The 12675-nt window shown below is 37.9% G+C and carries 13 protein-coding genes and 2 tRNA genes; 14 read left to right on the forward strand and 1 reads right to left on the reverse strand.

Annotation, left to right across the window (positions count from 1 at the left end):
- From tolA to nadA, 8 genes are all read left to right on the forward strand, one after another.
- Nucleotides 1-474: cell envelope integrity protein TolA (tolA, locus tag Q0V26_RS17035; protein WP_297486041.1), on the forward strand; the 474-nt coding region annotated here is incomplete at its 5' end.
- 82 nt (nt 475-556) lie between these two features.
- Nucleotides 557-1879: a Tol-Pal system beta propeller repeat protein TolB gene (tolB, locus tag Q0V26_RS17040; protein ID WP_297486044.1), complete on the forward strand. Its 1323-nt coding sequence runs from the start codon at nt 557-559 to the stop codon at nt 1877-1879.
- A 65-nt stretch (nt 1880-1944) separates the two neighbouring features.
- Nucleotides 1945-2514 carry a peptidoglycan-associated lipoprotein Pal gene (gene pal / locus Q0V26_RS17045; protein WP_297486047.1) on the forward strand — a complete coding sequence of 190 codons (570 nt, stop codon included), beginning with the start codon at nt 1945-1947 and terminating at the stop codon, nt 2512-2514.
- A 21-nt stretch (nt 2515-2535) separates the two neighbouring features.
- A complete protein-coding gene (gene ybgF, locus Q0V26_RS17050; RefSeq protein WP_297486050.1) occupies nt 2536-3261 on the forward strand; it encodes a tol-pal system protein YbgF in 726 nt (241 codons plus the stop codon).
- Between the two features lie 230 nt (nt 3262-3491).
- Nucleotides 3492-3818 carry a hypothetical protein gene (locus Q0V26_RS17055; protein WP_297486053.1) on the forward strand — a complete coding sequence of 109 codons (327 nt, stop codon included), beginning with the start codon at nt 3492-3494 and terminating at the stop codon, nt 3816-3818.
- A 17-nt stretch (nt 3819-3835) separates the two neighbouring features.
- Nucleotides 3836-4156, forward strand: a complete 321-nt coding sequence (locus Q0V26_RS17060; RefSeq protein ID WP_297486055.1) for a hypothetical protein — start codon at nt 3836-3838, stop codon at nt 4154-4156.
- A 9-nt stretch (nt 4157-4165) separates the two neighbouring features.
- Nucleotides 4166-4543, forward strand: coding sequence for a hypothetical protein (locus tag Q0V26_RS17065; protein ID WP_297486058.1), 378 nt, complete (start codon nt 4166-4168; stop codon nt 4541-4543).
- 377 nt (nt 4544-4920) lie between these two features.
- Nucleotides 4921-5982 carry a quinolinate synthase NadA gene (gene nadA / locus Q0V26_RS17070; RefSeq protein WP_297486061.1) on the forward strand — a complete coding sequence of 354 codons (1062 nt, stop codon included), beginning with the start codon at nt 4921-4923 and terminating at the stop codon, nt 5980-5982.
- A gap of 97 nt (nt 5983-6079) precedes the next feature.
- On the opposite strand, the gene Q0V26_RS17075 is transcribed toward nadA, so the two are convergent.
- Nucleotides 6080-6655 (reverse strand): UPF0149 family protein, encoded by a 576-nt coding sequence (locus Q0V26_RS17075; RefSeq protein ID WP_297486064.1) that lies wholly within the window; start codon nt 6653-6655, stop codon nt 6080-6082.
- 302 nt (nt 6656-6957) lie between these two features.
- Here Q0V26_RS17075 and Q0V26_RS17080 point away from each other — a divergent pair, with 302 nt between their 5' ends.
- The 6 genes from Q0V26_RS17080 (at nt 6958) to Q0V26_RS17105 (ending at nt 11922) form a co-directional block, all read left to right on the forward strand.
- Complete coding sequence (locus Q0V26_RS17080) at nt 6958-8610, forward strand: LytS/YhcK type 5TM receptor domain-containing protein (RefSeq protein WP_297486067.1); 1653 nt, start codon at nt 6958-6960, stop codon at nt 8608-8610.
- Between the two features lie 4 nt (nt 8611-8614).
- Entirely contained in the window at nt 8615-9340 is a 726-nt protein-coding gene (locus tag Q0V26_RS17085; RefSeq protein WP_297486070.1) for a LytTR family DNA-binding domain-containing protein, read from the forward strand.
- 190 nt (nt 9341-9530) lie between these two features.
- The gene (locus Q0V26_RS17090) at nt 9531-10730 is read left to right on the forward strand and encodes an OFA family MFS transporter (RefSeq protein WP_297486073.1); all 1200 of its coding nucleotides are present in this window, start codon (nt 9531-9533) and stop codon (nt 10728-10730) included.
- A gap of 316 nt (nt 10731-11046) precedes the next feature.
- On the forward strand, nt 11047-11502 hold the full coding sequence (locus tag Q0V26_RS17095) for an L-alanine exporter AlaE (RefSeq protein ID WP_297486075.1): 456 nt from the start codon (nt 11047-11049) through the stop codon (nt 11500-11502).
- A gap of 213 nt (nt 11503-11715) precedes the next feature.
- Nucleotides 11716-11803 (forward strand) — tRNA-Ser (locus Q0V26_RS17100).
- Nucleotides 11804-11831: 28 nt separating this feature from the next.
- A tRNA-Ser gene (locus Q0V26_RS17105) sits at nt 11832-11922 on the forward strand.
- The last annotated feature ends 753 nt before the right edge of the window (nt 11923-12675 follow it).

The raw sequence follows: 12675 nt of genomic DNA on the forward strand, positions 1-12675 counted from the left end.
AAGGCAGATGCTAAAGCAAAGGCAGATGCTAAAGCAAAGGCAGATGCTAAAGCGAAGGCAGATGCTAAAGCAAAGGCAGATGCTAAAGCAAAGGCAGATGCTAAAGCGAAGGCACAAGCAAAACAAGACGCTGCACTCAATGATATGTTTTCAGGATTAGAAGCTGAAAATGAACAACGAGGAGGTGCGCGAGGTAAGCATATTGCTGATGAAGTGGCGCGTTATGGCGCTATTTATAAGCAAATGATTCAACAAAACTTATTAGTTGATCAAAGCTTTAAAGGTCAAGAATGTAAGTTAACCTTACGTTTGTCAGCGAATGGTTTAGTGTTAGATGTTTCACAGTTAGCAGGAAATGATACGCTTTGCCGTGCTGCTAAATCGGCAGTATTACAGGTAAGTGAATTTCCGATACCAGATAACCCGGATGTAGCTAAACAATTGCGGGAAATTAATTTAACCGTTAGTCCGTAGATTATCTATGGACTTGTTGAATGCTGACTCTATTTTTGCCGCAACAATAGTTGCGGCTTTCGTAACTAATAAGGAGTGATTGATGAAACGTTGGATGATAGGTGTATGTTTTGCCTTATTAAGCGTTAGCCAATTTGCACATGCAGCACTTGATTTGGTCATCACTGATGGTGTTGACTCCGCTCGCCCAATTGGCATTGTGCCTTTTGAATGGCAAGGAACAAATAAATTACCTACTGATATTTCAGCCGTTATTGCTTCTGATTTACAACGCAGTGGTAAATTTAATCCAATAGCGAATAATAAATTACCTCAACGTCCTTATAATGAAAGCCAAATTAATTATAGTGCATGGGCTAAATTAGGTGTTGATGCTGTCGTGACGGGCAGTATTACTCAAAATACCGAAGGTAATTATGTTATTAGCTACCAACTGGTTGATATTGTTAAAGGTAAGTTGAATAGTGATACACAAGGTACAGCGAGTGATTACTTACTGTTAAATAACCGTGCGGTTGTAAAACCGAACCGCATGCGTCAATCCGCGCACCGTATCTCTGACATGGTTTATCAAAAACTAACTGGCGAGCGTGGTGCCTTTTTAACCCGCATTGCTTATGTAGATAATAACCAAGGGGCGCAGTTCCCGTATCAATTACGCGTTGCTGATTATGACGGTTATAACGAGCGTGTCGTACTTAAATCAAAGCAACCACTAATGTCACCTGCATGGTCTCCTGATGGTAGTAAGTTAGCTTACGTAAGCTTTGAGAATGGTAAGGCTGAAATTTTTGTATTGAATATTTACAAAGGTACGCGTGAACTTGTTGCTAACTATCCTCGTCATAATGGTTCACCACAATTTTCTCCTGACGGCACTAAGCTAGCAATGGTGTTATCAAAGACGGGTAGTTTACAGATTTATATTAAAGATCTTACAACAAAGCAATTACGTCAAATAACCCATGGTCGTGCTAATAATACCGAAGAAATTTGGACACCTGATGGTAAATCAATGTATTTCACGTCAGATCGTGGCGGACGCCCACAAATTTATCATCTTGATTTAGCCACAGGTGATATACAGCGTGTAACATGGCAAGGTAGTCAGAATATGGGGGCACAAATTACCCCTGATGGGCGTTCTTTAGTGATGGTAAACCGTTCAGATAGTGGCTATAACATTGCTAAACAAGATTTAAAAACGGGTGCTGTTCAGATTCTAACGAAAGCAAAATTAGCAGAGTCACCAAGTATTGCACCTAATGGCAGTATGATTATTTATAGCTCAGCACAAAACAATAACTATGAATTGTCGCTAGTGTCTATTGACGGTCGATTTCAAGCGCGTTTACCGTCCACAAGTAAACGTGTACGAGCTCCTGCTTGGGGTCCATTCCTATAATAGGAATATAGAACAATAATATATCCAGTTAACGGGTATTACTGAATGATGAAGGATGAAAATAGATGCAACTTAACCGAATTTTAAAAGGCTTAGCCATTGCGTTACCGATGATGACGTTGGCAGCATGTAGCTCAACAGATAGTGCTGGTACTTCTGCTGGATCTCAAGACCAAAATAGCAGTGCTGAAATAGGTGGCATTGGCGGTCTTAATGACGCAGGTCAAAGCTCTATTTCTACACCGCTTTCTCAAAGTGGTACGATGACTGAGCAGCAATTGCATGAGCAACAAATGCAAAAGTTGCGTCAAGAAGAGCAAACAGTCTTTTTTAAATTTGATAACGCTGAAATCCAACCAGCATATCAAAATATGTTAGCTGCTCATGCTGAATATTTACGTAACCATCCAAATACAAAAGTAGTTGTTCAAGGTCATGCTGATGAGCGTGGTACACCTGAATATAATATTGCGTTGGGTGAGCGTCGTGCAACAGCTGTTGCTCAATACCTGCAAGCATTAGGTATATCTGCAAATCAAATGTCTATTGTTAGTTATGGTGAAGAAAAACCATTACTGTTCGGACATACTGATGCTGATTATGCCAAAAACCGCCGTGCAGTGATCGTATACTAATTAATATCTAGGTTGATAATTATGAACAGTAACAAAATAATGCGTCAATTTGCATTAGTGTTGCTGGTTGGCGCGGCGACCCAAGTGGTCGCCGCTCCTGCTTCAGCAGCTAATTTACAAACATTAGAGCGAATGCTTGAAGCACAAGGGCAATCACAATTGCAGGTCCAACGTCAGTTAGATCAAATATCTGCTGATATTGATGATATTCGTGGCAAAGTAGAACGTAATAGCTACGATATTAAGCAGATGAAAGAACGTCAACGCCAGTTATATAAGGATGTTGACCAGTTAAGTCGTCAGCCAGAAAAAACAGCACCAATAGCTAAAGAGACAACTAAAGCACCGACAGAAGCCTACTCTAAAAATATGAGTGAGAATGATGCTTACCAAAATGCAGTGAATTTGATTTTGAAAAAGAAAGACTACCAAGGCGCAACCCAAGCGTTTGAGACTTTCTTAATCACTTATCCTGATTCCGTGTATAAGCCTAATGCGAGCTATTGGTTAGGCCAGCTGCATTTTTCTCAAAATAACTTAGCTCAAGCGGCAAAGAATTTTGAAGTTGTGGCAAGTCTTAAAGATTCAAGTAAGCGTGCGGATGCATTATTAAAGCTTGGTGTTATTGCAGAGCGTAATAATGACACTGCTAAAGCGATGTCTTACTACACGGAAGTTGAGAAAGAGTATCCTAACTCAACTAGTGCAAAGCAAGCACAGTCTGCGTTAATGAATTTATCAAAGTAATAAACTTTTGCTTGAATATGTGAAAAGCCTGCATCTTTTGTGGGTTTTTTTTGTCTTTTTATTGGTTGTGCATAAGATCGTATCGGCTTTTATTTGGTTAATGAGTGAATGCAAAAAAGTGCTATTCTAATAGTGTAAACTACTGTTTTTTTTGGTATTATGCGGCCATATAAAATGAGTGGCTGCTGTTACTCTATGTAATGTTACTACTACGAATAGTTGGAGTTATTTTGTTAAATCAAAAAAAAATATTATGTTATTCACTGATCTCAATTTCTGGCTGGCTATTTGCCGCTTATTTGATGTTTACACATTTAAGTAATGATCGTACTTTCATCAATGATAAGATCACTGAGAATGCCTACAATATTGTTTCTCAATCATTACAAGATAAAAAAACAGATTCGGAAATTATTGCGCAAATTCAAGATTGGTTTGCAAAAGGGTGGACGGCTCAAACAGGTTCTGTTACTACAATTTGTGATAATGACCGTGATAAATTAAAACGCATTCTTTCGGATTCAGCAATCGTAACAATCTGCCGTTTACGTATATAACTACCGAGGTTATTTTTATGAATAAATTAATGTCGGTATTCTTAGTTTTATTGGCTTTGTCTGGGTGGATCACTGGTGGCGTCTTTATTTATGGCGTTAAAATGAATCAAGAGAATGTCACTAAAATGGCAGGGGAAAATGCGTTCAATATTATTGCTCAATCTCTACCATCTACGAATTCAGAAGCCACTATCTTAGCTAAAATTAAGCAATGGAAACAAGATGGCTGGACTGCTCAAACAGGCTCAATTACTACTTTATGCCAAAATGATCCTCAACGATTTAGCCATTGGGTTACTATGAAGAATATTTCTGAAATTTGTAAACAGGCTCAATAGGTTAGATAAATGAATCTCTTTATGATTGTGATGCTTATTTTTTTCTGTGTCATGACTGTTGTTTCGTATATCTATTTATTGATGTCTTTTGATGAGAAAGAAAAACACTTATATTTTGATGATAAGACTAAAACAGTTTTTTGTGATGGTAAAAAAATAATCTCAGTACGTGATGGTAGTGGGAATTATCGATTCATAAAGTATATCTTTGAACATACAGATAGACATATTTCTATTACCGAACTTGAAACCCATGTTTTTTTTGGTCAAAACGTAAATATAGTAAAAGTATTGAGTAATACTCATTTACCGAAAGAAATTATTAGCGCGTTTTTTTGTGTTTCAAAAAATAGCTTAATATTTAAAAATAAAGCCTTTCTCAAGTGAGAAAGGCTTTTCGGCTTAATTTATAGTAATGTGCCGTAAGGGCTAGCTTGATGATAGTTATAGACATTCATCAATGTCTCACCTCTTCTACAGGTAGTTAAATCGGTGCATTAAAGCGATAAGATATTATTTAATATAGTAAGTATTAATACTGTGATTCATATCAATTATATTTTTTCTGAGATGTTCTCAGAGGATTCTCAGAATAAAAAGAAAGAATTTTCACTTTTATGCATGCCTTTTAAGAATATAATGCGTAGTAATAGTATTTTATGTGAATGTGATGTTATGCAGCTGTTTATTGGTTAGTGATGATATTTCAAAAATCATGGGTATAATGATCAAATACGTAAGGAATACTGACGAGCAAATGAATAATGAATATTACATTTGATCCATCGGAAATGATCTATCCATTTCCACCTAAACCAGTGCTATTATCGGATAATGAAAAGCAGGTTTACATTACAAAAATCAAGCAACTGCTAAAGAGTAATAATGCAGTATTGATTGCACACTATTACACCGATCCCGAGATTCAGGCTCTAGCTGAAGCGACGGGAGGTTTTGTCGGTGATTCCCTTGAAATGGCGCGCTTTGGTAATCAACATTCAGCAACAACTTTGATTGTTTGTGGAGTGCGGTTTATGGGTGAGTCAGCAAAAATATTAACCCCAGAAAAACAAGTGTTAATGCCAACCTTAGAGGCTGAATGTTCACTCGATCTTGGGTGTCCAGTTGATGCCTTTACGGCGTTTTGTGATCAGCATCCAGATCATACTGTCGTGGTTTATGCTAATACTTCTGCCGCAGTGAAAGCACGGGCTGATTGGGTAGTAACATCGAGTATCGCATTAGAAATTATTGATCACCTCGATAGTGAAGGTCGTAAAATAATTTGGGGACCTGATCGCCATCTTGGTGGTTATATTCAAAAGCAAACTGGCGCTGAAATGTTACTGTGGCAAGGGGAGTGCATTGTGCATGACGAATTTTCAGCACAAGCCCTAAAGCAGATGAAGTATCTACACCCTGATGCTGCTATTTTGGTGCACCCAGAATCGCCAGCCAGTGTGGTTGCATTAGCTGATGCTGTCGGTTCGACGAGTCAATTAATAAAAGCGGCAACAACGTTACCACAGACCAAATTAATAGTGGCAACTGATAAAGGTATCTTTTTTAAGATGCAGCAAATGGTGCCAGATAAAGAATTAATTGAAGCGCCAACGGCAGGGGCTGGGGCGACATGTCGTAGCTGTGCACATTGCCCGTGGATGGCGATGAATGGTTTGAAAGCAATTTACACGGCTTTAGCTAAAGGTGGTCTGCAACATGAAATTTTTGTTGATGAAGCCATTCGAGTGAAATCACTTATTCCACTGAACAGAATGTTAGGTTTCGCAGCTGAGTTACAATTAAAAGTAAAAGGTAATGCGTAAGTAATTACTTACTGTAACAAAAGAAAAGGCGACCCGTTCTGATACTTATTTGAGTTCGCAGAACGGGTCGCCTTTTTTATTGCTATTTCAGTCAATATTACTGGGCGGCAACTAATTGTGCCCCACGTTGTGTTAGGCCACATAGCATAACGGGAATCGCGTTGAAGATTTCTTCAAACTGCGCCAATGCGTCTGCGTTTTGCTCTTTAAGTGCTTCTAATGCTGTTTCAGGATCAAATAACAAGCTAAAAGAAAGTAATACGCCACCAAGTAGGGCATTATCTTCACTTTCTGGCGGCATTATTGTTTCCCAGTCATCACGTGCTAATTGCCAACCTTGTAACATACCTTCACAGAAGTTGCTGGTTACTTCGGTAACAATCTGACTATCGTCTAATGCACAGCCTTCAGGCCATTGCCAAGTGCTTTCAAATAATGCAGCGCGCGCTTCGTTCCAGATTGCAATGATTGCTTTTGCATAATTTTCTAAGTCTTCATGGCTATCGAAAGGTGATGTTTCTTCGCCACCCCACATAAACGCTAACCATTCTGTAGGATCAATAAGGTGTGGTGCTGCTGCCATGGCAGTAACAAAGCCGCGCGTTTGTGATTCAGATAGCAGTTGATCTGCTAGTTGAGAGTTTTCCAGGATAGTACTTAATTGTGAAGGCATAAAACAATCTCAGCTTGATAATGATTAAGTGTTCAGATGCATAAACTATACATGCATCGCTGAACTTTATATGACTATTGTAACAGTCTCTTGATAACAACCTAGTAGTGGTCAAATATATTTGTTGTCTTGTGTCTAAAAAGATAAACAAAGTATGGTTACTGACATTAAATTGCTTATTTTTGATTTTAATTAAAACATGAAGCCTTCACTAATAACATAATCCTTAATTACGTAATGTCTTTGCGGTATTAAAACAGGTTTAAGTGTCTCATAATTTTACTTATGGTTAAGGTGAAACAATGTATAGCGAACAATTTATGATGTTATTGGCTGTATTTGAACGTGCAGCATTGATGTTGATGACATTATTTTTATTAACGCGTACCCAGTTGTTTCAATCTATCGTTAAGAAAACCCATCGACGGCCTGTTGAAACCGCGATGATCTCAGCATTGTTTATTGTATTTGCGGTGTTTAGTACTTATACAGGTTTAAATGTTGATGGTTCACTGGTTAATGTACGTATTATTGCCGTGTTATCTGGTGGTATTATTTTTGGGCCATGGATAGGTATTCCTGCGGGCATTATTGCAGGTATTCACCGTTATTTAATTGATATTGATGGCCCTACATCGGTAGCGTGCTTAATAACGAGTATTTTTGCTGGATTATTAGCAACCTGGATCCATTGTCAGTGCGCTAAAAAAAATTATGCTCAATTGGGTATTTTAGCTGGAATGTGTTGCGAAATACTGACGATGGTATTGATTGTGTTGCTATCACACAATAAAGCACTGGCTTATAATATTGTTACGCATATTAGCTTCCCTATGATCCTTGGTACATTATCGATTGGGTTAATCATTAAATTAGTGCAAGATCTCGATGAAGAACAAGATCTTATTGCCGCTCAACAAGCAAAACTCGCCCTTGATATTGCTAATAAAACGTTACCTTACTTTCGTATTAATAACCGTAATGCTCTACAAAAAGTATGCAGTATTATTCGGTTTTATACGAATGCTGACGCTGTTGCAATTACTAATACGCAAGATGTGCGTGCTTATGTTGGTCGTGGGGAAGAGCATTTTTTAGATGCACACCATAAAATTAGTCAAATGACTCGCCAAGCGGTAGAAAGCGGTGAACAAATAATAAGTAATAATCTTAACGTACATAATTTTCATTCATTACTTATTATTCCATTGTGGGAAAATGGCGAAGTGAGCGGCACCCTTAAAATATTTTATTGTCAGCCTGATCATATTCGCATGTCATTACGTGAAATGGCGATTGGTTTATCACAAATCATATCTACCCAGATGGAGGTTTCACGTATTGAGCAGTTAAAGCAAATGGCAGCGAAAGCCGAGTTTTCAGCCCTGCAAAGTAAAATAAATCCGCACTTTTTATTTAATGCACTTAACGCGATTTCAACGTTAATTCGTATTCGTCCAGATGAAGCTCGGCAGCTTATTGCAAATTTAGCCGATTTTCTACGTTACAATTTAGAACGAGATATTGAATTAATTGATATTCAAGAAGAAATTCAGCAAGTGCGTGACTATGTCGCTATTGAACAAGCACGTTTTGGATCCAAATTAGAGGTGGTGTTTGATATTGATGATGTCCATCCTCGCATACCTTGCTTATTGATTCAGCCATTAGTTGAAAATGCTATTTTACATGGTATTCAACCCTCTCGTGTAGCTGGAAAAGTTGTTATTTCAGTAAAGAGAAGAAAGGATGATGTAGCGATTACGATCACTGATACTGGCGTTGGTATGAGCCAAAGAATTATCGACAAATTATACCAAAGCAAAATAGATTCACACCATATTGGACTCAATAATGTCCATCAACGGTTATTATTATTATATAGCGATGGATTACATATTAGTCGGCTTGAGCAAGGAACCAGTATGCAATTTTTTGTAAAAGAACAGGATTAATATCATGCAACTAAATGCCTTGATCGTGGAAGATGAATATCTTGCTCGTGAAGAGTTAACTTATTTAATTGAAAAACATAGCACTATTAATATTATTGCTGCGTTTGATGATGGACTGGATGCCTTTAAATTTTTGCAATCTAATAAGGTTGATGTTGTTTTTTTAGATATTAATGTTCCATCAATTGATGGCATGTTGTTAGCGCGTAATATTGCTCAATTTTCTCATAAGCCTCAAATTGTATTTACAACAGCTTATAAAGAATACGCAGTCGATGCTTTTGAATTAGAAGCGGTTGATTATTTATTGAAGCCACTTAACGAGCAACGAGTGATAGGGTTATTAGCCAAGTTACAGACTCGAGCTCAAGAACCACCGCAAGTTACGACAAATATACGCAGCCATAGTATTAATCTAATGCTTAATAATCACATTCATGTTACTGCGATTAGTGATATTTGCTGTGCAATTGCCAATGAAAAAGTAACACATGTTTATACTGCTGAAGGGTGTTTTGTGGCACCGATTACGATAAGTGAATTAATGCTACGTTTACCAACGAGTGATTTTTTTCGTTGTCACCGATCTTATTGTATAAATATTAATGATGTTAAAGAGATCATTCCATGGGTTAATAGTACTTATATGATCAAATTAGCCCATGTTGAGCCGCATATTCCCGTGAGTCGTAGCAATCTAAAAGCTTTTCGGTGCTTAATGCAGTTGTAAACGCTAACTAATGATTAGCGGCAAAATGCATTTCATGCCGCTATATTGCATTTTATCCCTCATACATTACCGCTGATTTTATTGTTTTTTTACCCTCTTGTTATCTATGGTTATTGCCGTATTTTTGTGAACAGCAACAAGGCAATCTGCAATATGGCCTTGAGTATTTCACCGAAAAAAGGACGTCATCATGACCATTCAAATTACCAGTCGTAGCCGTTATTTTACATTACTAGGCACAGTTATAACTCAATTTGCTTTAGGTTCAGTTTATACATGGAGTTTATTTAATTCCCAACTTGCAGGTAAATTATCTGAGCCCGTCAGTCGTGTTGCTTTTTCTTTTGGTATTATGAGTTTAGCCTTGGCGGTTGCGTCATCAATGGCGGGTAAAATGCAAGAGCGTTTCGGGGTGCGTAACGTTACTCTGGGGGCGGGTATTTTATTAGGTGCGAGTTTATTACTCACAGCACATGCTACCAATATTTGGTTGTTATATATCTTTGCTGGATTGTTAATTGGTTTTGCTGACGGTACCGGGTACTTAATGACCTTGTCTAATTGCGTGAAATTCTTTCCTGAGCGTAAAGGGTTAATTTCTGCCTGCGCGATTGGTGCATATGGTTTAGGGAGTTTAGGTTTTAAATTCATTAATATGTACTTCCTTGAGCATAATGGTTTAGAAAGCACCTTTGATTACTGGGGCATTATTGCAATGGTCATGGTTATCATTGGCGGCTTAATGATGAAAGATGCACCGAAACAACAAGTATCTACCACAGAATCTGCTGCTGAAGTGCGTGATTTCAGTCTTTCACAATCAATGAAATGCCCACAATTTTGGATGCTAGCTTTAGTTTTTTTGACTGTTTGCATGAGTGGTTTGTATGTTATTGGTGTTGCCAAAGATATCGGTCAGGGTTACGTACACTTATCACTAGAGGTTGCCGCGGCCAGTGTGGCTATTATTGCGATAGCTAACCTAAGTGGACGTTTAGTGCTAGGTATTCTATCTGATAAAATGGCACGAACTAAGGTTGTGGCTATCTCATTAGTGGTGTGTTTAACAGGCGTGTGCGCATTATTATTTGCTCATCAAAGTCAGATGAGTTTTTATATTGCTGTTGCCTGCATTGCCTTTAGCTTTGGTGGCACAATCACGGTATTTCCTTCATTAGTTAGTGATTTCTTTGGTCTAAATAACCTTACTAAAAATTACGGCATTATTTATTTAGGCTTTGGTATCGGTAGTTTTATTGGATCAATTGTTGCTTCCATCTTTGGTGGTTTTATCGCGACGTTCTATTTAATGTTTGCCTTGTTAATTGTTTCACTCATTATTGCACTAACGATTAAGTTACCTAAATTACCGCAGTCATCTTTGGCGTAAATAAGAACGATAAATACATATAAAATAACTAATCCGAATTTACTCTTAAATTCGGATTTTTAGTTGTTATTAATTTGCGGTATTAAAAAACTAATCGTGATAATTAAATGCTCTAATGGTTATTTTTAGACTAGATAAAAATCCCAAATTTAACTTAAATAACAGTCATTAACTCGAAACCAATATCAAATACAGAACCTTCTTTTATAAAAAAGCTGTTTTAATTCGCACATGAACTACGTGGTGTGAATTAAGTAGTTTTAAATAACGTATGTATGCCCAAGACTTGTTGATTTTGTTAGAGTAAGGGAAGTGAATGTCTGTTATTAAAGTGCCATTTAGAGTCAGAAATGCCGCCGCAGATATATTTGCAATGGTAGTGTTTGGCTTTATTACTGGGATGATGATTGAAATTTTTATTTCAGGTATGTCATTTGAACAGTCATTAGCATCACGTACGCTATCAATACCGATTAATATTGCGATTGCATGGCCTTATGGCATGTTCCGTGATTATATTATTGGTTGTGGCCGTCGGTTGTCTCCGGCACGATGGATGAAAGGCATGTCAGATATGGTGGCCTATGTTGTGTTCCAGTCACCTATCTACGCGTGTATCCTTTTGGCTGTGGGTGCAAATAAAGAACAAGTCATTACAGCGGTAATGAGTAACATTTTAGTTTCTGGTGCATTAGGTGTTGTTTATGGTCAGTTTCTTGAGTTATGCCGTAGAATATTCCGTGTTACTGCGTGTGCTCAACCAACACTCTAAATAGTTTTTACCGTTATTTGAATTTATCAAAAGTATTCATCGAGGTGCTTTTGTTGTTTCTAAAAGGTGAATTAGTGATTTTGGTACAAGAACAGTGCAAATCGCAGTATAAGTCGACAAATAGAAAAAACTCACATAAAAACTCTTGACCCTGATCCTATAAATCAATATATTACACGCCGTCGACAAGCAAAGCGTTGTTGGCAACAATGTGGTGAGGTGTCCGAGTGGCTGAAGGAGCACGCCTGGAAAGTGTGTATACGGCAACGTATCGAGGGTTCGAATCCCTCCCTCACCGCCATATCTCTTTTTAAAGAGATATAAAAATTGGAGAGATGGCTGAGCGGTTGAAAGCACTGGTCTTGAAAACCAGCATACGTTTATAGCGTATCTAGGGTTCAAATCCCTATCTCTCCGCCACATTCAAAAAAGCCGCTGTTTTTACAGCGGCTTTTTTACATCTAAATAAAAGTGGGAGTTTAGACCGAGTAAGTAAAGCAGGGTTCAAATCCGCTAATCCTCGAAGCAGCTCCGTCATATTTAAGAAAGCCGCTGTTTTTACAGCGGCTTTTTTACGTCTGGAATAAACCAATCCTAACAGTGACGGTAAACCCACCCCCGTCATTCCCTACAGTGAGGTTACGAACGAGATAGGGAATCTATTATTAGTATGTCGTAAGGTTACTATTTGCGTTGATGTTTAAGTATATTTTTATTGGCATCTTTAATGCTCAATGGCGTGGTGAATAGATCACGGATAGCTCATGCTTCGCTTCCGAGATGACGAAGAATAACCCGCGTTATTTGCTGCTGAAATATAGCAATTGATTCCAGCCGCTTTTTACAGTGATGGCAAAACTCACCCCGTCATTCCCTACAGTGAGGTTACGAACGAGATAGGGAATCTATTATCAGCGTGTTGTAGTATTACTATTTGCATTGTGATGTTTAAATATATTTTCACAGGTACCTTTAATGCTCAATGGCGCGGTGAATAGATCACGGATAGCTCATGTTTCGCTTTCGATATGACAGACAATAACCCGTCAAATAGCCCTATAAACCCTCCACAAGTACACTCGTTATCCCCATAAAGGAATATCACTAACTGAGTACAGGCTAAATAAGCTAAAATGACAGTAATTATTTTAGTTTTGAGCCTGTATATTAATG

Source organism: uncultured Photobacterium sp., from assembly GCF_947039875.1.
Taxonomy (GTDB): domain Bacteria; phylum Pseudomonadota; class Gammaproteobacteria; order Enterobacterales; family Vibrionaceae; genus Photobacterium.

What these genes read in the sequence shown, in the direction of transcription:
- Q0V26_RS17090 (WP_297486073.1), top strand. Translation starts at nt 9,531, where the DNA reads ATGACCATTCAAATTACCAGTCGTAGCCGTTATTTTACATTACTAGGC.
- ybgF (WP_297486050.1), top strand. Translation starts at nt 2,536, where the DNA reads ATGAACAGTAACAAAATAATGCGTCAATTTGCATTAGTGTTGCTGGTT.
- Q0V26_RS17085 (WP_297486070.1), top strand. Translation starts at nt 8,615, where the DNA reads ATGCAACTAAATGCCTTGATCGTGGAAGATGAATATCTTGCTCGTGAA.
- Q0V26_RS17095 (WP_297486075.1), top strand. Translation starts at nt 11,047, where the DNA reads ATGTCTGTTATTAAAGTGCCATTTAGAGTCAGAAATGCCGCCGCAGAT.
- Q0V26_RS17065 (WP_297486058.1), top strand. Translation starts at nt 4,166, where the DNA reads ATGAATCTCTTTATGATTGTGATGCTTATTTTTTTCTGTGTCATGACT.
- nadA (WP_297486061.1), top strand. Translation starts at nt 4,921, where the DNA reads ATGAATATTACATTTGATCCATCGGAAATGATCTATCCATTTCCACCT.
- Q0V26_RS17075 (WP_297486064.1), bottom strand. Translation starts at nt 6,655, where the DNA reads ATGCCTTCACAATTAAGTACTATCCTGGAAAACTCTCAACTAGCAGAT.
- Q0V26_RS17060 (WP_297486055.1), top strand. Translation starts at nt 3,836, where the DNA reads ATGAATAAATTAATGTCGGTATTCTTAGTTTTATTGGCTTTGTCTGGG.
- Q0V26_RS17080 (WP_297486067.1), top strand. Translation starts at nt 6,958, where the DNA reads ATGTATAGCGAACAATTTATGATGTTATTGGCTGTATTTGAACGTGCA.
- pal (WP_297486047.1), top strand. Translation starts at nt 1,945, where the DNA reads ATGCAACTTAACCGAATTTTAAAAGGCTTAGCCATTGCGTTACCGATG.
- tolB (WP_297486044.1), top strand. Translation starts at nt 557, where the DNA reads ATGAAACGTTGGATGATAGGTGTATGTTTTGCCTTATTAAGCGTTAGC.